9 protein-coding genes and 1 pseudogene are annotated in these 21,275 nt (G+C 72.7%); 1 reads left to right on the top strand and 9 read right to left on the bottom strand.

From position 1 onward, the window contains the following. From ACWEVP_RS48865 to aceA, 8 genes are all read right to left on the bottom strand, one after another. A complete protein-coding gene (locus tag ACWEVP_RS48865; protein ID WP_452069455.1) occupies window positions 1–11,682 on the bottom strand; it encodes a type I polyketide synthase in 11,682 nt (3,893 codons plus the stop codon). Between the two features lie 121 nt (window positions 11,683–11,803). Next, the gene (locus ACWEVP_RS48870; RefSeq protein ID WP_452069456.1) at window positions 11,804–13,003 is read right to left on the bottom strand and encodes a cytochrome P450; all 1,200 of its coding nucleotides are present in this window, start codon (window positions 13,001–13,003) and stop codon (window positions 11,804–11,806) included. Further along, the gene (locus ACWEVP_RS48875; RefSeq protein ID WP_452069457.1) at window positions 13,000–14,196 is read right to left on the bottom strand and encodes a macrolide family glycosyltransferase; all 1,197 of its coding nucleotides are present in this window, start codon (window positions 14,194–14,196) and stop codon (window positions 13,000–13,002) included. The genes ACWEVP_RS48870 and ACWEVP_RS48875 overlap by 4 nt, the downstream gene beginning before the upstream one ends. Before the next feature lie 9 nt (window positions 14,197–14,205). Continuing rightward, on the bottom strand, window positions 14,206–15,603 hold the full coding sequence (locus tag ACWEVP_RS48880) for a cation:proton antiporter domain-containing protein (protein ID WP_452069458.1): 1,398 nt from the start codon (window positions 15,601–15,603) through the stop codon (window positions 14,206–14,208). Between the two features lie 91 nt (window positions 15,604–15,694). After that, on the bottom strand, window positions 15,695–17,044 hold the full coding sequence (locus ACWEVP_RS48885) for an NAD(P)/FAD-dependent oxidoreductase (protein WP_452069459.1): 1,350 nt from the start codon (window positions 17,042–17,044) through the stop codon (window positions 15,695–15,697). Between the two features lie 30 nt (window positions 17,045–17,074). Further along, window positions 17,075–17,347, bottom strand: coding sequence for a phosphopantetheine-binding protein (locus ACWEVP_RS48890; protein ID WP_436387320.1), 273 nt, complete (start codon window positions 17,345–17,347; stop codon window positions 17,075–17,077). 45 nt (window positions 17,348–17,392) lie between these two features. Further along, a complete protein-coding gene (locus ACWEVP_RS48895) occupies window positions 17,393–18,013 on the bottom strand; it encodes a hypothetical protein (RefSeq protein ID WP_372666802.1) in 621 nt (206 codons plus the stop codon). A 109-nt stretch (window positions 18,014–18,122) separates the two neighbouring features. Continuing rightward, complete coding sequence (gene aceA, locus ACWEVP_RS48900; RefSeq protein ID WP_452069460.1) at window positions 18,123–19,418, bottom strand: isocitrate lyase; 1,296 nt, start codon at window positions 19,416–19,418, stop codon at window positions 18,123–18,125. Window positions 19,419–19,608: 190 nt separating this feature from the next. Here aceA and ACWEVP_RS48905 point away from each other — a divergent pair, with 190 nt between their 5' ends. Further along, the gene (locus tag ACWEVP_RS48905; RefSeq protein ID WP_452069461.1) at window positions 19,609–21,021 is read left to right on the top strand and encodes a UbiD family decarboxylase; all 1,413 of its coding nucleotides are present in this window, start codon (window positions 19,609–19,611) and stop codon (window positions 21,019–21,021) included. Between the two features lie 101 nt (window positions 21,022–21,122). Here ACWEVP_RS48905 and ACWEVP_RS48910 read toward each other — a convergent pair. Then, a pseudogene (locus ACWEVP_RS48910) lies at window positions 21,123–21,275 on the bottom strand (IS30 family transposase); the annotation flags it as partial.

Raw genomic sequence — 21,275 nt, forward strand, 5'->3', positions numbered from 1 at the left:
TCAAGAGATTCCGAGTTCTCGGTCGATCGCCGCGAACATCTCGTCGTCGGTCGCCGTGTCGAGTTCGAGGTCGTCGGGCTCGGCCGCACCGGTGTCGTCCCACTTCCACAGCAGCTTCCGCAGCCGCGCGGTGACCAGCTCGGGGGGAAGGGCCGCCAGCGCGGCCTCGATCCGGTCCAGCTCGTCGGTGGCGGTCTCGTCGACGACGAGCCCGGCGAGCAGGTGCTTCGCGACGGCGGCCGGGGTCGGGTAGTCGAAGACGAGCGTGGCGGGCAGCTTCAGCCCGGTCGCCGCACCGAGCCGGTTGCGCAGGTCGAGCGCGGTCAGCGAGTCGAACCCGAGTTCCTTCAGCGTCTGCGCGGGCCGGACGGCATCCCGGCCCGCGAAGCCGAGGACTGTGGCGGCCTCGGCGCGGACCAGGTCGAGCACGATCCGCTCGCGCTCGCTTTCCGACGCGGCCCGCAGCCGGCCGGCCAGCTCTCCGTCACTGTCCACAGGGGACTCCTGCCGCGCCTCGGGCAGCTCGCGCAGCAGCGGACGCGGCCGGGCCGCGGTGTAGAGCGGGGTGAACTTCGCCCAGTCGATGTCGGCGACGACGCTCGCCGGAGCGCCGGTGTCGACCGACGGCTGGATCGCGGTGACGGCCAGCTCGGGCCGCATCATCGGCACCCCCCGCCGTTCCAGCTGCGCGCCGACGGTCTCGTCGACCATGCCGCCGCCCGCCCAGGCGCCCCAGGCGATCGACGTCGCGGGCAGGCCGCGATCGCGCCGCTGGTGCGCGAGGGCGTCGAGGTACGCGTTCGCGGCGGCGTAACCCGCCTGGCCCGCGTTGCCCCAGACCCCGGCGCCCGAGGAGAACAGGACGAACACGTCCACGTCGCCGCACAGTTCGTCGAGGTTCCGCGCGCCCCGCACCTTGGCCTCGGCCAGGTGCGCGAAGTCGGCCAGGGTGACGGCGGTGATCGGCCGTTCGACGTCGACCGCGCCCGCGGTGTGGACGACGGCGTTGACCGGCGGTAGCTCCGCGAGCAGTTCGCGCAGCGCCTCGCGGTCCGCGACGTCGCAGGCGGCGAGGGTCACCTTGGCCCCGAGCGCGGACAGCTCGCCGGTCAGCTCCGCGGCCCCCGGCGCGTGTTCGCCTCGGCGGCTCACCAGCACCACGTGCTCCACGCCGGCGGCGGCCAGCCAGCGGGCGACCTGGCCGCCGAGCGCGCCGGTACCGCCGGTGACCAGCGCGGTGCCCTGCGGCCGCCAGCGAGCGGGTGGGGCCGCCGCCGCGCGGACCAGCCGGCGGGCGAACACCCCCGAAGGCCGCAGCGCGACCTGGTCTTCACCGTCGTGGCCGGTGAGCACGGCCGCGAGCCGGCCGGCGGTCGTGGCGTCGGCCGTCGGGGGCAGGTCGACGAGCCCGCCCCAGCGGTCGGGCTGGTCGAGCCCGAGGATGCCGCCGAGCCCCCAGGCCATGGCCTGCGCGGGACTTGCCAGGGGCTCGCCCGGGTCGACCGAAACCGCGCCGCGGGTGGCGATCCACAGCGGGGCGGCGATACCCGCGTCGGCCAGCGCCTGGGTGAGCAGGACGGTGGCGGCGAGCCCGGCGGTGAGCACGGGGTGCTCGGCGTGCGGTTCGTCGTTCACCGCCAGCAGGGAGAGCACGCCGGTGGGCGGCGCTTCGGCGGCCAGGAGCACCGCCAGCCCGGAGCGGTCCTCGGTGGACACTTCGAGGACGCGGACGTCCGGGCCGAGCAGGTCGCCGAAGTCGTGCCCGGCGGGGACGACGGCGAGCCAGCCGGCGTCGAGGCTCGTCCCCCGCGGGGCGGGCAGGGTGCTCCACCGGACGTCGTAGCGCAGGTCGTCCACGGCGGACCGGACGACCGGCGCCGCGGACCGCGGTTCGAGCCAGAACCGCTGCCGCTGGAAGGGGTAGGTCGGCAGGCTCACCGTCCGCTTGACCGGGTAGCGGACCGACCAGTCGACGTCGTGACCGTGCGCCCACAGCTGGGCCAGCGAGGTCAGGAACCGCCGGAGGTCACCCGCATTACGGCGCAAGGTGCCGACGACGGCGGCCGGATCCGGTGCCTCGTCGAGGGATGCCTCGATGCCGGCGCCGAGCACCGGGTGCGGGCTGACCTCGACGAAGAACCGGTGCCCGGCTTCGACGAGCGTCCGGGTGGCTTCGTGGAACCGGACGGGCTGCCGCAGGTTGCGGTACCAGTACCCGGCGTCGAGCGTGCCCGTGTCGACCGGCGTGCCGGTGACCCCGGAAACGTAGGTGATGGCCGACGGCCGGGGCCGGACCGGCGCGAGGACTTCGCGCAGCTCGGCCTCGATCGCCTCGACCGCGGCCGAGTGTGAGGCGTAGTCCACCGGGATGCGGCGAACCCGCAGCTCACCGGCGCCGGCGAGCAACGCGTCGATGGCTTCGGCTTCGCCGGAGACGACGACCGAGCCCGGTCCGTTGACCGCGGCGAGGGCGATCCGGCCGTCGTACGGCGCCAGCAGCGGCGCGATCTCGGCTTCCGGGGCGGCGATCCACGCCATCCCGCCCCGTCCGGCGAGGCCGCCCGCGATCGCCTTGCTGCGCAGGGCGACCACCCGGGCACCGTCCTCGAGCGACAGTCCACCCGCGACCACGGCGGCGGCGATCTCGCCCTGGGAATGCCCGACGACCGCGTCGGGCTCGACGCCGTGCGCCCGCCAGAGCGCGGCGAGGGACACCATCACCGCCCACGACGCCGGCTGCACGACGTCGACCCGCTCCAAGGCCTCCGCGTCGCCCAGGACGCCGGTCAGCGACCAGTCCACGAACGGCGCCAGCGCGGCCGCGCACTCGGCCATCCGGGCCGCGAACACCGGCTCGTCGAGCAGCTCGGCCGCCATGCCCACCCACTGGGCGCCCTGGCCGGGGAAGACGAACACGGTCTCCCCCTCGATCGCCGTGGTCACCGGGCCCCCGGCGGCCAGCTCGCGCAGCCCGGCCAGGAGTTCGTCCCGGTCGCCGACGACCGCGGCCCGGTGCTCGAAGGCCGACCGGGTGCTCACGAGGGACCACCCGACCTCGGCGACGCCGTGCTCGGTCCCGGCCAGCGCCGCCGCCCGCTCGCGGACAGCGGCTTCCGAACGGGCGGACAGCACCCACGTGCCCACGGTGTCCGGCAGTGCGTCCACCGAGGACTCTTCGGGCGCCTGTTCCAGGATCACGTGCGCGTTGGTGCCGCTGATGCCGAACGCCGACACACCCGCGCGGCGCGGCGCCCCGGTTTCCGGCCACGCCCGGTCCCCGTCCGTCAGCTCGACCACGCCGGCGGACCAGTCCACCTCGGCGGTCGGCTCGTCGAGGTGCAGCGTCCGCGGCAGCACGCCGTGCCGCATCGCCTCGACCACCTTGATCACGCCGGCGACCCCGGACGCGGTCTGGGTGTGCCCGAGGTTCGCCTTCAGCGACCCCACCAGCAGCGGCCGCGCGCGCTCCGGGCCGTACGCGGCGATCAGCGCCTGTGCCTCGATCGGGTCGCCCAGCGGCGTCCCGGTTCCGTGCGCCTCCACGACGTCCACTTCGGACGGCCGCAGGCCGGCACCGGCCAGCGCGGCGCGGATCACCCGCTGCTGGGAACCGCCGTTCGGGGCGGTCAGGCCGTTCGACGCGCCGTCGGAGTTGATCGCCGACCCGCGCAGGACCGCGAGCACGGGGTGTCCCTGGCGGCGCGCGTCGGACAGCCGCTCGACCAGCAGGACACCGACGCCCTCGGCGAGGGAGAACCCGTCGGCGGCGGCGGCGAACGGCTTGCAGCGGCCGTCGGGGGCGAGCCCGCGCTGGCGGCTGAAGCCGAGGAACTGGCTCGGCGTCGACATCACCATCGACGCGCCGGCCAGCGCCATCGAGCACTCGCCCGCGCGCAGCGACTGCGCCGCGAGGTGCAGGGCGACCAGCGACGACGAGCACGCCGTGTCGACCGTGACCGCCGGGCCCTCCAACCCGAGGACGTAGGCGATCCGGCCGGAAGCGACGCTGGAGACCGCGCCGGTGACCAGGTAGTCCTCGCCCTCGCCGCCACCGGAGCCGTAGGCCTGGTCGGTCAGGCCGACGAACACGCCGGCCGGGATGCCGTGGAGCGTGGCCGGGTCGATCCCGGCGCGCTCGAACACCTCCCAGCAGACCTCCAGGAGCAGCCGCTGCTGCGGGTCCATGGCCAGGGCTTCCCGCGGGGAGATCCCGAAGAACGCCGGGTCGAACCGGGTGGCGCCGTCGAGGAACCCGCCGTGGCGGACGTAGGTGGTGCCCGGGCGGCTCGCGTCGGCGTCGTAGAGCGAACCGAGGTCCCAGCCGCGGTCGGCGGGCAGGCCGGAGATCGCGTCGACGCCGTCGGTCAGCAGCGTCCACAGCTCTTCGGGGGAGGTGACGCCGCCGGGGAAGCGGCAGCCCATCGCGACGATGGCGATCGGGTCGTCCTCGACGGCGCGAGCGTCGTCCACGGCGGCTTCCGGCGTCGTCTCGGCCAGCAGGAATCCGGTCAGCTTCGCGACGGTGGGGTGGTCGAACACCAACGTGCTCGGCAGCTTCAGGCCGGTCACCGCGTTCAGGCGGTTGCGCAGCTCGACGGCGGTGAGCGAGTCGAAGCCGAGGTCCTTGAAGGCGCGCCGGACGTCGACGGTCTCCGGGCTCGCGTGCCCCAGCGCGGCCGCGACCTGCTGCCGGACCACAGTGGACACCAGCTTTTCGCGCTCCGGGCCGGATTTCGCCGCGAGCCAGCCGGTCGCTTCCGCGGGCTCTTCGTGCCCTCGGGGCCGTTCGGCGAGCAGGGGGCTGGGCCGGACGGCGGTGAAGACCTCGGCGAACACCGGCCAGTCGAGCTCGGCCAGCGCGATGAACGCCTCGTCGTGGTCCAGTGCCTGGCCGAGCCCGGCGAGGGCGGGCTCGGGCTCGATGACCGGGACCCCGCGGCGGGCCAGGACGTCGTGCAGGCCCTCGTCGATCATGCCGCCCCCGGCCCACGGGCCCCAGGCCACCGACAGCGCGGTCCGGCCGAGTGCCCGGCGGCGCAGGGCGAGGGCGTCGAGGTAGGCGTTCGACGCGGCGTAGGCGGCGTGGTCGGCGACGCCCCAGACCCCGGAGATCGACGAGAACAGCACGAAGGCGTCGAGTTCGCGGTCGCCGAGCAGGGCGTCGAGGTGCTGCGCGCCGAGCACCTTGGCCCGCAGGACGTCGGCGATCGCGTCCGGGTCGGTGTCGGCGATCGCGGCGAGCGTCCCGACGCCCGCCGCGTGGACGACCGTGCGGAGGTCGTCGATGCCGTCGAGGAGGGCGCGCACGGCGTCCACGTCGGTGACGTCGCAGGCCACGACGGTGAGCCGGGTGCCCAGCTCGGCTTGGAGTTCGGCCACGCCGGGGGTGTCGGCGCCGCGGCGGCCGGTCAGGACGACGTGGCCGGCGCCGCGGGCGACGAGCCAGCGGGCGAGGTGCCGGCCCAGCGCGCCGGTGCCGCCGGTGACGAGGGCCGTGCCGCCGGCCGCCCAGGTCCGGGCCGGGGCTTTGCCGCTCAGGGCGGCGGGGACCAGGCGGCGGGCGAACACGCCGGACGGCCGGATCGCGACCTGGTCTTCTTCGCCGGACAGCACGGCGGCCAGGCGCTCCAGGTTCCCGGCGTCCCCCGTGCCGGGCAGGTCGACGAGCCCGCCCCAGCGGCCGGGGTGCTCCAGCGCGGCGACGCGGCCGAAGCCCCAGACCGCGGCCTGCGCGGGGTTCGGCGGCGGGTCCGTGTCGAGCGGGGCGACCGCGCCCGTGGTCAGGCACCACAGGGGGGCGTCGATACCGGCGTCGCCGAGGGCCTGGACCAGGACCGCCGCGCGGGTGACCGCGCTGATCGGGTCGTCGTCGAGCGCGGGCAGGGCGAGGACACCGTCGGGGGTCAGGCCGGTCAGCCGCTCGGCGAGGGTCGCGCGGTCGCCGGTCGACGGCACCTCGACGAGGTCCGCGCCGAGTCCGTCGAGCACTCCGGCGGTGGGCGTGATGACCAGCCACTTGCCGGTCAACGGCGTCGCGGACGGCTCCGGCAGGGCGCGCCAGGCGATGCGGTGCCGCCAACTGTCCACATCGGACTGACGGCGCCAGCGGCTCAGCGCGAGGCGGGCGTCGCGCCACGGCGTGTCTTCCGCGACGCCGAGTGTGTTCTCCTCCAGCGCCGTCCAGAATTCGGCGTCAGTTGTCTTGGCCGCCGGTTCGAGCCAGAACCGCTGCCGCTGGAAGGGGTAGGTGGGCAGGCTCACCGTGCGCCGCCGGGGGTACAGGGCCGACCAGTCGACGTCGTGGCCGTGCGCCCAGAGCTGGGCCGCCGACAGCAGGAACCGGCGCAGGCCGCCCTCGTTGCGGCGCAGCGTCCCGACGACGGCCGCGTCCAGGGTGTCCTGGAGCGCGCCGCCGAGCACCGGGTGCGGGCTGACCTCGACGAAGAACCGGTGCCCGCGCTCGGCAAGGACATCGGCGGTTTCGTGGAACAGCACCGGCTGCCGCAGGTTGCGGTACCAGTACCCGGCGTCGAGGGTCGCGGTGTCGACCGGCCCGGCCGTGACGGTCGAGTAGAACGGGATCTCCCCGGTCCGCGGCCGGATCGGGGCCAGCACCTCGCGCAGCTCGGCCTCGATCGCCTCGACGTGCGCCGAGTGCGACGCGTAGTCGACGGGAATCAGCCGGGCGCGCAGCCCCTCGCTTTCGCAGCGCGCGACCAGGCCCTGCAGCGCGGCGGGGTCTCCGGCCACGACCGTCGACGACGGGCTGTTGAACGCCGCGATCGAAATCCGTTCGTCCAGCAGGGATTCCACCCGCTCGGCGTCCGCCGCGATCGACGCCATGCCACCCCGGCCGGCCAATCCGGCCGCGATCGCCCTGCTGCGCAAGGCGACGACCCTCGCACCGTCCTCGAGGGACAGTCCACCCGCGACGACGGCCGCGGCGATCTCGCCCTGGGAGTGGCCGGCGACCGCGTCCGGCGTGACACCGTAGGACTGCCAGAGCGCGGCCAGCGAAACCATCACCGCCCACGACAGGGGCTGCACGACGTCGACCCGGTCCAGGTCCCCGTCCCGCAACGAGATGTCCACGAAGGACTTCAAGGCCGCCTCGCACTCGGCGAACCGCGCGGCGAAGACCGGCGACTCGCCGAGCAGACCGGCGGCCATCCCCGCCCACTGCGCACCCTGGCCCGGGAACACGAAGACCGTGCGGCCGGCGGGACCGGTGACGCCGGTGACCACGGACGGGCCCGGCGTCCCCGAGGCGATCTCGCGCAGGCCGGCCAGCAGCTCGGCGCGTTCGCCGACGACCGCGGCCCGATGCTCGAAGGCGGTCCGCGTCGCCGCGAGGGACCAGCCGACCTCCGCGACGCCGTGCTCGGTGCCCGCCAAGGCCGTCGCCCGGTCCGCCACCGCGCCGTCGGAACGGCCGGAAAGCACCCACACGCCCAGGGCGTCCTCGGCGGCGGGCGCCGGGGCGGGTTCGGGGACCTGCTCGACGATGACGTGCGCGTTCGTTCCGCTGATGCCGAAGGAGGACACGCCGGCCCGGCGGGGCGCGCCGGTTTCCGGCCACGGCTGCCCGGCCGCGGCCAGGGTCACGGCGCCGGCGGACCAGTCGATCCGGGGGCTCGGCTCGTCGGCGTGCAGGGTGCGCGGGACGACGCCGTGGCGCAGTGCCTGCACCACCTTGATCACGCCGCCGATGCCCGCGGCGGCCTGGGTGTGCCCGAGGTTCGACTTCAGCGAGCCGAGCAGCAGCGGCCGTTCGCGGTCCTGGCCGTAGGTGGCGATGATTGCCTGGGCTTCGATCGGGTCGCCCAGCGGTGTCCCGGTGCCGTGCGCTTCGACGACGTCCACTTCGGACGGTGCGAGCCCGGCGTCGGCCAGCGCGGCGCGGATCACGCGTTGCTGGGACGGGCCGTTCGGCGCGGTGAGGCCGTTGGACGCGCCGTCGGAGTTGACCGCCGTGCCGCGCACGACGGCGAGCACCGGGTGGCCGTGGCGGCGCGCGTCGGACAGCCGTTCCACGACCACGACACCGGCGCCTTCGGCCCAGCCGGTGCCGTCGGCGTCGGCCGAGAACGCGCGGCAGCGGCCGTCGCGGGAAAGGCCGCGCTGGCGGCTGAACTCGACGAGCATCCCGGGACTGGCCAGCACGGCCGCGCCGCCGGCCAGCGCGAGCGTGCACTCCCCCGCCCGCAGCGCGCGCACGGCGAGGTGCAGGGCGACCAGCGAGGACGAGCACGCGGTGTCGACGGTCAGCGCCGGGCCTTCCAGGCCGAGGACGTACGCGATCCGGCCCGAGGCGACGCTGCCGGTCGTGCCGGTGAGCAGGTGCCCGCCTTCGCCGCCTTCGGACAGCCGCGGGCCGTACTCGGAGTTCGTGGCGCCGACGTAGACGCCGGTGCGGCTGCCCCTCAAGGACGCCGGGTCGATGCCGGCGTGCTCGAACGCCTCCCACGCGGTCTCGAGCAACAGCCGCTGCTGCGGGTCCATGGCCAGGGCCTCGCGCGGCGAGATACCGAAGAAGCCCGCGTCGAACCCGGCGACGTCGGTGAGGAAACCGCCGTGGCGGGCGTAGGACTTGCCGGCCTCGGCCGGGTCGGGGTCGTAGAGCGCAGCGAGGTCCCAGCCGCGGTCGGCGGGCAGGCCGCCGATGACGTCCCGGCCGTTCTCGACGAGGTCCCACAGGTCGTCGGCCGAGCGCACGCCACCCGGGTAGCGGCAGCTCATCGCGACGATCGCGATCGGCTCGTCGGCGCGGGTGGCGGCTTCGGTCCGGGTTTCGGCTTCGCCGGCCAGCATCCCGGCGAGCCGGGCCGGGGTCGGGTGGTCGAACACCGAGGTGGCGGGAACCTTCCGGCCGGTCGCGGCGGACAGCCGCTCGCACAGCTCGACGCCGGTGATCGAGTCGAAGCCGAGGTCCTTGAACGACGCCGTGGGGTCGATCGCCGCCGGGCCGGGGTGGCCGAGGACCAGCGCCGTGTGGGCGCGGACGGTCTCCAGGAGGTCTTGAGCGGGTCGGGGGCGGGGCTCCGCCCCCCGGTCTCCAGTGTATCGGGGGGTACCGACAGTTCCGGCGGTGTTCCCGTCGAGGTTCCCGTCGAGATTCCCGTCCAGCCAGAAGCGTTCGCGTTGGAAGGCGTACGTCGGCAGGTCGACGCGGTGCCCGCCGGGGAACGTCCAGGCGACGCCGCCGCCTCGGGTCCACAGCTCGGCGACCGACTTCGCGAACCGGGCCGGGCCGCCCTCGCCGCGGCGGAGCGTGCCCACCGCCGCGGCCGGGCGGTCGTGGTCGGCCGCCGTCGCCAGGATGCCGCCGACCAGCACCGGGTGGGGGCTGACCTCGGCGAACACGCCGATGCCCGCGTCCAGCGCGGCGCGCACGGCCGGGTCGAACAGCACCGGCTGCCGCAGGTTCGCGAACCAGTGGTCCGCGTCGAGCCGTCCGGTGTCGAGCAGGCCGCCCGCGGTCGAGGAGTAGAACGGGATCGCCGACGCCCGGGGCCGGATCCCGGCGATCAGCCGCAGCAGCTCGTCCTTGAGCGGCTCGGCCTGCGCGGAGTGCGACGCGTAGGCGATCGCGATCCGGCGCGTGCGGACCTCGCGGGCGGTCAGCTCGGCCTGCAGCTCGTCGAGGGCGTCGAGGTCGCCGGAGACCGCCGTGGTCGCCGGGCCGTTGACCGCGCCGACCGACAGCCGGCCGGCGTACGCGGCGAGCAGCTCGGTCACCTCCGCGACCGGCAGGTCGACCGACAGCATGCCGCCGTGGCCCGCCATCCGGCCGGCGAGCAGCTCGGCCCGGAGTGCGACGATCCGCGCCGCGTCGTCCAGCGAGAGCGCGTCCGCGACGACGGCGGCCGCCAGCTCGCCCTGGCTGTGCCCGAGCACCGCCGCGGGTTCGACCCCGCGCGCTCGCCACTCGGCGGCCAGGGACACCGCGACCGACCAGAACACCGGCTGCAGCACCTCGGTGCGCTCGAGCGAGGGCGTCCCCCGGCGCAGGACGTCGACGACGTCCCAGTCCAGGTGCGGAGCGAGGGCGGCGGCGCACTCGGCCAGCCGCGCGGCGAACACCGGCGACGCGTCGAGCAGTTCCGCGGCCATCCCGGCCCACTGCCCGCCCTGGCCGGGGAAGACGAAGACCACGCGGTCGTCGCTCGTCGCCGCGACACCCTGCGTGACGCCCAGCCCGTCCGCGACCGCGCGCAGCCCGTCCCGGCCGTCGACGACCGCGCGGTGCGCGAACGCCGTGCGACGGTTCGCCAGCGTCCAGCCGACGTCCACGGGGGACAGTTCCGGATGGTCGTCCACATGCGACAGCAGCCGCGCGGCCTGAGCCTGGAGCGCCGCGGCGGTGCGAGCGGAGAGCAGCCAAGGCGCCGCCGCGTCCGCCACCGCGCGGGGTGCGACGGGTTCGGCCGCTTCGAGGACGACGTGGGCGTTGGTCCCGCCCATCCCGAACGAGCTGACCCCGGCGATCCGGTGCCCTCCCCAGTCCGCCCGCTCGGCCACCACGCGCAGCTTCAGCTCGTCGAAGGGGATCGCGGGGTTCGGCGTCGTGAAGTTGAGGCTCGCGGGCAGGGTGCCGTGCCGCACGGCGAGGACGGCCTTGAGCAGCCCGGCGATCCCCGCCGCGCCTTCCAGGTGGCCGATGTTCGTCTTGACCGACCCGACCGGCAGCGGCTCGGCCCGGCCGGCGGCGAAGACCCGGCCCAGCGCGGCCGCTTCGATCGGGTCGCCGACCTTCGTACCGGTTCCGTGCAGCTCGACGTACCCCACGGCGGACGGCTCGATCCCGGCGTCGGCGTGGGCACCCCGGACCGCGGCGGCCTGGGCATCGGCGTCCGGGACGGTCAGCCCGTCGCCGGCGCCGTCGTTGGTCACCGCGGTTCCGCGGATGACGCAGAGGATCTCGTCGCCGTCGGCCCGAGCCCGCGACAGCAGCTTGAGGACGACGAGCCCGCCGCCCTCCCCGCGCACGAAGCCGTTGGCACGGGCGTCGAAGGTGAAGCACTGCCCGTCCGGCGACAGCCCGCCGAACTTCGCCGTGGTGACGGCGTTTTCCGACGCGAAGATCAGGTTGACCCCGCCGGCGAGGGCGACCGGGCACTCGCCCCGGCGCAGGCTCTGCACCGCCAGGTGGACGGCGACGAGCGAGGACGACTGTCCGGAGTCGACGGTGAAGCTCGGGCCGTGCGCACCGAGGAAGTGGGAGACGCGGTTGCCGAGCAGCCCGCGGTTCACGCCGGTGATGGTGTGGTGGCTGATCGACTCGGGGTCGCTCGCGCGCACGAGCGCGGCGTAGTCGTCCCACATCGCGCCGACGAACACGCCCGCGGCGCTCCCGCCGAGGGTGGCGGGCACGATGCCCGCGTGTTCCAGCGCTTCCCACGCCAGTTCCAGCACCAGCCGCTGCTGCGGGTCCATGGCGGCGGCCTCACGCGGCGAGATGCCGAAGAACGCGGCGTCGAAGCGGTCGATCGCGTCGAGGAACCCGCCGTGCCGGACCCCGGTTTCCCCGGCGTCCCAGCGGCCCTCGGGGACTTCGGTGATCGCGCCGCGGCCATCGGCCAGGAGCCGCCAGAACGCGTCGGGGCCGTCCGCGCCCGGCAGGCGGCACGCCAGCCCGACCACGGCGACCGGCTCACCCGGAGTGCTCGCAAAACCCGTCATCTCACGCTCCATCGGCGGGCGGCTTCCTTCCTGTGACGGTGGCTCGACGTCCACGGCACCACGGGCGCGGCAACGCTGTCCACGACGGACAGGTGAGGTCTAGTGCGGTGCCTAAAGGACTTCAGCGTGCCCAGGTGACGGGCAGGGCGTGGACGCCGTAGTGGAGCATGTCGTCGCGCAGCGGCACCTGGTCCGCCGGCACCGCGAGCCGAAGGCCGGGGAAGCGCTCGAACAGCGCCCGGAAGCCCACCTGCATGGTGAACCGGGCCAGGTGCTGCCCGATGCACTGGTGCACGCCGTGGCCGAACGCGACGTGGCCCTGGGTCACGCGGCCGATGTCGAACCGGTCGGGGTCCGGGAAGCGCTCGGGGTCGCGGTTGGCCGCCGGGAGCGCGACGACCACCGTCTCGCCTTCGCGGATCACGTGCTCCCCCAGTGCGACGTCCGCCAGCGCCGCGCGGCTCGCACCGAGGTGCGAGACCGTCAGGTAGCGCAGCAGCTCTTCGACGGCGTTGGGCCACAGACCTGGCTCGGTCTGCAGCCGCGTCAGCTGCGCACGGTGCTCGAACAGCGCGAACGCGCCCAGCGCCAGCATGTTCGTCGTGGTGTCGAAGCCGCCGCCGACAAGCGCCCACGCGAGGTTGACCAGCTCCGGCCGGACGAGTTCGCCGGTGCTGGCCAGCTCGCCGAGCATGTCGTCGCCGGGGTCGTCGAAGGCCGCGTCGACGAGCCGCTCCAGGGTGCCGCCGACGACGGTGATCGCGGCGATCAGCTCCTCGAGGGTGTACCGCATGCGAGCCACGACGTTGAGGTGACGCAGCAGCTCTTCGCGGTCGGCCTCCGGGACGCCGACCAGCTCGCACATCAGCCGGGTGGCCAGCGGCTCGGCGTACGCGGTGACCAGCTCGGCTTCCGTGCCGCGCGCGGCCATCGCGTCGAGCAGCTCGCCGGCGATCCGTTCGGCGGCCGGGACCAGTTCGCGGGTGCGCCGCACGGTGAAGTACTTCGCGAGCAGCTTGCGGTACCGCGCGTGGTCGGCCCCGTCCATCTTGGGGAACGCGCCGGGCGCGGCCGGCTCCGGCTCGTAGGTGTCCATCGGGAACGGCGGCGGCACGGCGAGCGCGACGAGGTCGTTGCGGTGGCTGAACCGGGCGTCGGACAGCACCGCGCGGACGTCGGACAGCTTGGTCACCAGCCAGCCCGTGGCCGGCCCGGGACTGGCCTCGAACGCGAGGCGGCTGACTCCCGGCCGTGCCCGGTACTCGTCGGGCGGGTCGAACGGGCAGCTGCGCTTGACGGGCAGTGAAGACGGCTCGGTCACTTCCGGTTCCCTCCGGCCAGGGGCGCGACCCGCGCCTCGATTTCGGCGGCGGCGCGGACCGCCCCGCCCGCGGCGTGCACCTCGCGCCGCATCAGGTCGACGCGCCGGCGCACGGCGTCGTCGCGGTCGACGGCGAGGACCGCGTCCCGGATGGCCGCGGCGGTCACCGTCTCCTTGTCCAGGGACGCCCCGAGCCCGAGCCGCCGGATCTGCCGGGCGTTGATGTGCTGCTCCGGGTGGTGCGGGACGGCGATCACGGGCACGCCGAAGTACAGCGCCTCCATCACGCTGCCCATCCCGCCCTGGCAGAGGAACACCGAGCAGTGCGGCAGGACGTCGGGGTGCGCGACCCAGCGGTGGGCCTCCACATTGGACGGCAGCGGCCCGAGCGCGGCCGGGTCCACCTTCTTGCCCAGCGTGAGCACGACCTGCCACGGCACGCCCGCGAACGCCTCGGCACAGGTGCGGAAGAACTCCGGGCGGTCGTTCACGGTCGTGCCCAGGGTGATCAGCACGACGGGCCGGCCGTCGGCGGGCGGCGTCCACGAGCCGGCGGTCTCGCCGACCGAGGGCCCGACGAAGGCGAACCGCGCGTCGAACGTCTGCCCGGCCGGCTGGAACGCGCGCGGCAGGAACACCAGCGTGAACTCGTCGCCACCGGTGAAGAACTCCTCCAGCGTCAGCTTTCCCAGGCCGTGGCCGGCCAGGTGTTCGCCGAGCCGCGCGACGAACCGGACGATCGCCGGGTGCGCCGGGTCGACCGCCTCACCGAAGGTCTGGTTCTCCTTCGTCAGCGAGAAGTGCTCGTTCGACGCGGCCGTGGCCGACAGCTGCACGGTCGGCAGCCGCGCCTTCCGGGCGAGCAGCCGGCCCGGTGCCCACAGCGTCGTGTCGTAGACGAGGAGGTCCGGTGTGGACAGCCGTTCCACGGCGGGCAGCACGGCCATGCTCTGTTCGAGCAGGTCCAGCGGCGCCCGCGCGGCCTCGTCGGCGTCGGTGATGTCCGGCTGGGCGGTGGACAGGTCGCAGCCGTAGTCCACGGCACGGGCACCGGTCGCGGCGACCCGGTCCGCGAACTCGCCGGAGGTGAAGCAGGTGACCCGGTGGCCGCGGCGGACGAGCTCGGCGACCACCGGCAGCGCCGGGGTCATGTGCCCGTAGGCCGGGTAGGGCAGGAACGTGATGTCGGGCATGACCGGCTCCTAGCGCCGCTGGTACCGCTCGATCAGCGAAAGCGCGGGCGAGGTGGCCACCGTGGTCACCAGGGTCATGACCACGAGCATCGCGAACATCGTCGGGCTGATCACCTTGAGGTCGAGCCCGATGTTCAGCACCGCCAGCTCGGTCAGCCCCCGGCAGTTCATCAACGCGCCCAGCGACCACGCGTCCCGCCTGCCGATGCCGGACAGCCGGGCGGCGATCAGGCTCCCACCCCACTTGCCCAGCATCGCGACCACGACGATGAGCAGGCACCACAGCCACAGCGTCGGATCGGTGCCGATCAGGTCGAACTTCGTGCGGAGTCCGGTGTAGACGAAGAACAACGGCAGCAGCAGGGTGACCGTCAGCGCGTGCATCTGCTCGGTGGCCTGGCGGATCGGCAGCGACCCGCGCGGCGTCACCGCGCCGAAGAGGAACGCGCCGAAGATCGGGTGGATGCCGATGGCGTTGGTGGTCAGGGCGGACAGCAGGAGCCCGGCCAGCAGCACGGACACCACGGCCGTCGTCGGCAGCGCCTTCTGCCCGTGCTCCGTCGGCGCGAACAGCCGGCGCAGCAGCGGCCGCACGACGAACAGCATCAGCGCGAAGAAGGCGATCGTGAGCCCGACGGTCACCAGCGTGGCGGCCATCGAGGTCGCACTGGCGATTGCGACGACGAGCGCGAGCAGGCACCACGCGGTGATGTCGTCGACGGCCGCGCAGCTCAGCGCCAGCGCGGCGATCGGCAGCTTCGTCATCCCGCGGTCGGTGATGATCCGCGCCAGCACCGGGAACGCCGTGATGCTCATCGAGATCGCGAGGAACAGGGCGAACGGCAGCCGCGCGACGCCGGCGCCGAGGGCGGGGTGGAGCACGAACGCGAGCAGCACGCCGGACAGGAACGGGATCGCGACGCTGACGTGGCTGACCAGCACCGCGGCCTTGCTGCGGCGGCGGACCAGCTCGACGTCGAGCTCGTAGCCGACCAGGAACATGAAGATGACCAGGCCGATCTGGGCGAACGTGTTGATCGTCGAGGCCAGATAGTCGGGGAAGATCCAGTGGTAGGCCGCGGGCCACACCCAGCCCAGGAACGACGGCCCGAGCAGGATGCCGGCGAAGATCTCGCCGATCACCGACGGCTGCGCGAGCCGCTTCGCGACCGCCGAAAGCAGCCGGCAGGCCAGGAAGATCACCGGCAGCGCGAACAGCAGCTTGGCCACCGGATCCGCCGCGCCGCCGGTGTGCCCGCTCGGCGCGTGGCCGTCCCCGCCCCCGGTGCGCAGCAGGAAGAACGCGGCCACGACCGGGACGACCACCATCGCCACGTAGGAGATCCAGGTCCGGCGCCGGCTCGCCGCGACCGAGGTTTCGGCGGTGCGCTCGTCGAGCGATGACATGACTGACCTCTCCGATCACGCTGCCGGAAAAGAGGTCGTGAGTGTTCAGGGCGGCCGGAACCGCCCTGGACACTCACGACCGGGGAGGGAGCTAGAACAGGGCCAGTGCCGAAGAGGAGGCCTTCAGGCTGCCGAGGTGCCCGTGCCACAGGTGCGTGGGGTCGGCCTCGACGGCGGCGACGTACTCCTTCATCGCGGTCAGCGCCGCCGGCTCCTCGGCGTCGTAGACGTCGCCCTGGAGCATCTGGATGACGTCCTTGCGGTAGCGGTCGTCGTCGATGAACGCGGTGAACAGCACGTTCAGCCGGTAGTACATCGAGATGAAGTCGTACCAGATGTTGACGCCCTTGCGGAGCGTGTTCACGTAGTTGTCGAACCGCTCGCGGCGGAAGTCGCCGGCCTGGTGCGCGGCGATGACGTCCTTGGCCGCCAGGCGCGCGCTGTTCATCGCGACGCTCACGCCGCTGGAGAAGATCGGGTCGACGAACCGGGCGGCGTCGCCGATGAGCACCAGCGAGTCGCCGGCGATCTGCTTCATGCCGTAGCTGTAGTCGCCCTCGGTCTTGAACTTCCGCACGCGCTGGGCCTGCTTCAGCGCGTCCAGCATCTCCGGCCGGGTGCCGACGGAGTTCCAGAAGAAGCCCTCGAGGTCGTCCTTGTGCTCCTTGAACTTCTCCTTCTGGGTGACGACGCCGATCGAGGTGATGGTCTCGGTGATCGGGATCTGCCAGACCCAGGTGTTCTCCTGGGGCAGGAAGTGCACGTGGATGTAGTCGGCGTCTTCGGGACGGCGCGCCAGCGACGCGCGGTCCAGACCCTCGAACCACGTGTGCACCGCGTACTGGTTGAAGACCTTGTCCGGCACCTTGACCTTGAGCTGCTGGCCCAGCAGCGTCTGCCGGCCGGACGCGTCGAGCACGCAGCGGACGGCGACCTCGACCGGCTGCTCGCCGATCTTGGCCTGCAGCACCGGCCGGTCGCGGTCGGTGAAGTCGACCCGGTTGACGCGGACGCCCTGGTACACCTTGGCGCCGAGCTCCTCGGCGTGCTTGAGCAGCAGCGAGTCGAACTGGCCGCGGTCGACGTGCCAGGCGTAGACGCGGTCGACGCCGTCCTGGTCGCGCTCCTCGTAGGCGATCTCCGCCACGCCGAGGCCGTGCGAACCGGCGTCGAAGTCGAGCGTGCTGGTCGGGCGGGTGTCGGAAGACGTCCACGCGGCCCCGTACTTGCGGGGGAACCCGGCGGCCTCGACCTTGCCGATGACGCCGATGTCGTGCATCACCGGGATGACCGCGGGGACGAGGGACTCGCCGACGTGCTCGCGGGGGAACGTCTCACCCTCGAAGACGGCCACCGACAGGCCGGCCTTGGCCAGGTAGGAAGCCGCCGTGGAACCGGCCGGGCCACCGCCGATGATGCCGACGTCGTAGTCGTAGGACACGGGTTCTCCGTTTCTGGGTCGGGAAAGGGGTCAGGCGACCGGGGCGCGCAGCGACGTCACCAGGTCGGTGATGCTTTCGATGTCCTTGAAGTGGCGGGCCACCATCTCCGTCGGCGGGACGCGCACGGAGAACTCCTCGCGGATGTAGGCGACCAGCCGGGTCGTTTCGATCGAGTTCAGCAGGCCCCAGTCCAGCAACGGCGTGGTCGTGGTCAGCTCGCCCACGTCCTTCCCGTCCAGCAGGTGCTTCTCGACGAACTCAACGAGCTTTCGCGTGATGTCCACGCGCTCGTCGTCTGCCATGGTTCATTCCTCCAGTGACGGCACAGGTCCAGGTTCGCGGGGGGATCAGTCGGTGCCCGCGTCGTGCGTGGCCTTGTTGCGCGAGCCGCGGCGCGGGCGCTCGAGCAGCACGGTCTCGGCGTTGATGTGCTTGCGCGGGGCGAAGGCGACGTAACGGCCGCCGGACATCTTGGCCTTGAAGTTCTTCATCCAGCCGTGGTGCCCGAAGTTGCCGAACTTGTCGAAGCCGACCAGCGAAATGCCGCTGCGGTCGTAGTGCCCGCCGACGAGCAGGCACCACTGCCGGTAGTCCGGGTACTCGTTGGTCAGGTGGCGGTAGGTGAGCACGAAGGCGAGGTACCGGCGGAAGTCCATGCCGTCGAGACCCTCTTCGTCGTAGACCCGGGAAATCGCCTGGGTGCTCTGGCCGAGCATCTCCGGGATCGGCGAGGCCGAGCAGACGAGCCAGTGCGACTCGTCGGTCATCGGGCTCTTGATCATGTTCTGCTCGACTTCCCAGCGGAAGTTGGTGTTGAGCTTCCCGGTCTCGATCATCTGCGCCTCGGAGATCTCCTGGGGCACGTAGATGAGCATTTCGTTGGTGGTCTCGAGCTCGTCGATCTCGGCCTGCGTGAACGGGCAGGGCTTCACGGCGATTTCAGTGGTCCCATAGACTCCGTAAACCATGTCTTCGAGGTTCTCGGGCATGCGCATGAGCGACCGTCCTGAATTCCATTTATCGCGTGGCTGGATGTGGCGTCGATTGGTTCTATCACGCAGCTGACTGGGGAAAAGCTCAGTAGAACTGGGACTTTTCCGTGGAGTCCATCAGCGCGACCGTGTTGCTCGACGGGTTCACGACCGTGCTCACCAGGTCGAAGTACCCGGTACCCACTTCGCGCTGGTGCCGCGTGGCCGTGTAACCCGCCGCCTCCGCCGCGAATTCGCGCTCCTGCAGCTCGACGTAAGCCGTCATGCCTTCTTCGGCGTAGTCGCGCGCCAGTGCGAACATCGAGTGGTTCAGCGCGTGGAAGCCGGCCAGGGTGATGAACTGGAACTTGTAGCCCATGTGCCCCAGTTCGCGCTGGAACTTCGCGATCGTCGCGTCGTCGAGGTGCTGCTTCCAATTGAACGACGGCGAGCAGTTGTAGGCCAGCAGCTGGTCGGGGTACTCGGCCTTGATCGCCTCGGCGAACCGGCGGGCGACCTCGAGGTCCGGTTTGGACGTTTCCATCCACAGTAGATCCGCGTAGGGCGCGTAGGCCAGCCCGCGCGCGACGCACGGCTCGATGCCGCCGCGGACACGGTGGTAGCCCTCGGGCGTGCGCTCGCCGGTGAGGAACGGCTTGTCGCGGTCGTCGACGTCGCTGGTGATGAGGTTCGCGGCCTGGGCGTCCGTGCGGGCGATGACCAGGCTCGGGACGTCGCAGACGTCGGCGGCCAGGCGCGCGGCCTGCAGCGTGCGCACGTGCTGGGAGGTCGGGATGAGCACCTTGCCGCCGAGGTGACCGCACTTCTTCTCCGCGGCCAGCTGGTCTTCCCAGTGCACGCCCGCGGCACCGCCGGCGATCATGCCCTTCATCAGCTCGAACGCGTTGAGCACGCCACCGAAGCCGGCCTCGGCGTCCGCGACGATCGGTGCCAGCCAGTGCGGCGCGTCCTTTTCGTCCTCGGCCCAGCTGATCTGGTCCGCGCGCAGCAGCGCGTTGTTGATCCGGCGCACGACCTGCGGCACCGAGTTGGCCGGGTAGAGGCTCTGGTCCGGGTAGGTGTGGCCGGAGAGGTTGGCGTCGGCGGCGACCTGCCAGCCGGAGAGGTAGATGGCCTTGAGGCCGGCGCGCACCTGCTGCACGGCCTGGTTGCCGGTCAGCGCGCCCAGCGCGTGGACGTAGTCTTCGCTCCGCAAGAGGTTCCAGAGCCGCTCCGCGCCGAGCCGGGCGAGCGTGTGCTCTTCGGTCACGCTGCCGCGCAGCCGCAGGACGTCCTCGGCGGAGTAGTCCCGGCGGACTCCGCGCCATCGGGGGTCCTCGGCCCAGGACCGGGCCAGGTCGGCCGCCGCGGCTTCGCGGGGCGGCGCTGCGGTGACGGTCATGTCGTTCTCCTGACGTACGACGACGCGCGGCTTCGTGGACGAGACCATTTAGCACCCGCGAACCCCCGCCGGACGCCGCCCCGGCGTGAGGACGAAGCATTCCCCTAGTTCTTGCCGGGCGCGCCCGGTCGCCGCCGTGAGCGGGGCGGATACTCGGTTCACGAGCCACCTCGCGAACGGAAGGCGTTTGATGGCAAAGGATCTGCGGACATTCCTGGCCGAGCTGGACCCGGGCCAGGTCAAGGTCGTGCGCAAGCACGTCGACCCCGAGTTCGAGGTCACCGCCGTCGTCGACCGCATGGAGGACGACCCGGCCTACCCGGGGTTCCCGGCCGTGCTGTTCGAGAACGTGGGCGGCTCCGAAATCCCGTTGCTCATCAACCTGCACGGCACCTACGAACGGCTCGCGCGCAGCATCGGCGCGGACGTGCACTCCATGGTGCCCGAATACGCCCGGCGCGAAGGCTCGGGGATCAAGCCGGTCACCGTGGACAGCGCGCCCGTGCAGGAGGTCGTGCTCACCGGCGACGACATCGACGTCGGCCTGCTGCCGCTGCTCAAGCACCAGGAACTGGACGCGGGCAAGTACATCACCTCGGCGGTGACCATCTGCCGCGATCCGGACAGCGGCAAGATCAACGCGGGCATCTTCCGCCACCAGGCGCAGGGCCGCGACCAGGTCGGCATCCAGGTGAACCCGGCCCACCACACCGCTTACGTGCTGCGGAAGCTGCGGGAGCAGAAGAAGCCGATGGAGGTGGCGCTCGTCATCGGCCACCACCCGGCGCTGCTGATGGGCGCGGTGTCCAAACTGGAGGGCATCGGCGGTGAGCTCGACGTCGTCGGCGGCCTGCTCGGCGAGCCCCTCGAAATGGTGCCGTGCAAGACGGTGGACCTCGAGGTGCCGGCGCACGCGGAGATCGTCATCGAGGGCGTGATCGACACCGACCCCGAAGCCACGGCCGTCGAAGGCCCCTTCGGCGAGTACCCGCGGTTCTACACCCGCACCGGCCCGCAGCCGTACGTGAAGATCACCGCGATCACCATGCGCCGCAAGCCCATCTTCGTCGACGTCTTCAACGCCCACACCGAGCACAGCATGCTCGGCGGGCTCCCCCGGATGGGCAGCATCCACCGCCGGGTCACCGAAGCCGTGCCGACGGTGACCGGCGTGCACCTGCCGCTGTCCGGGATGGCGCGGTCGCACCTGTACCTGTCGATGAGCAAGCGCGTCGAGGGCGAGCCGAAGCTGGCGGCCTGCGCGGCGCTGGCGGTGGACCCGTTGCTCAAGCACGTCTTCGTGGTGGACGACGACGTCGACGTGTTCAACGAGGTCGAGACGCTGTGGTGCCTGGCGACGCGCTTCCAGGCCGACCGCGACCTGACGATCATGCCGGGCTTCCTCGGCGGCCAGCTCAACCCGGTGACCTACGGGCACAACCGGGAGGAGAAGGGCCCGATGGAGACGAAACTGATCTTCGACTGCACGAAGCCGGTGCCGCCGGCGGTGTTCCCGCCGTCGTGCCGGGTCCCGCTGGAGGTCGTCGAGCGGGTGGACCACCGCGCGCTCCTGGAGGACGTGCCGGCGTCCTATCTGGACTGAAGGTCGCCCGCGCCGTCGACGACGCCGGTGCGGGCGACCTTCCACCAAGCCGAAAGGCCCCTTCCGCGGGCGGATTCGAGGGGTCGTTGCAACGCAGGTGATTAGCTGGCTTCGGTCAGGAGTTTAGCCAAGCGCTCGGCTGGGGTGTCCCAGCCGAGTGTTTTGCGTGGGCGGCGGTTGAGCTGGGCGGCGATGGCGGCGAGGTCTTCGGGGCTGTGGATGGCCAGGTTGCTGCCTTTGGGGAAGTACTGGCG

This window comes from Amycolatopsis sp. NPDC003865 (genome assembly GCF_053605345.1).

Coding starts and splice junctions, on each gene's coding strand:
- ACWEVP_RS48865 (WP_452069455.1), bottom strand. CDS start 11,682: ATGACGGGTTTTGCGAGCACTCCGGGTGAGCCGGTCGCCGTGGTCGGG.
- ACWEVP_RS48875 (WP_452069457.1), bottom strand. CDS start 14,196: ATGCCCGACATCACGTTCCTGCCCTACCCGGCCTACGGGCACATGACC.
- ACWEVP_RS48880 (WP_452069458.1), bottom strand. CDS start 15,603: ATGTCATCGCTCGACGAGCGCACCGCCGAAACCTCGGTCGCGGCGAGC.
- ACWEVP_RS48890 (WP_436387320.1), bottom strand. CDS start 17,347: ATGGCAGACGACGAGCGCGTGGACATCACGCGAAAGCTCGTTGAGTTC.
- ACWEVP_RS48895 (WP_372666802.1), bottom strand. CDS start 18,013: ATGGTTTACGGAGTCTATGGGACCACTGAAATCGCCGTGAAGCCCTGC.
- aceA (WP_452069460.1), bottom strand. CDS start 19,418: ATGACCGTCACCGCAGCGCCGCCCCGCGAAGCCGCGGCGGCCGACCTG.
- ACWEVP_RS48905 (WP_452069461.1), top strand. CDS start 19,609: ATGGCAAAGGATCTGCGGACATTCCTGGCCGAGCTGGACCCGGGCCAG.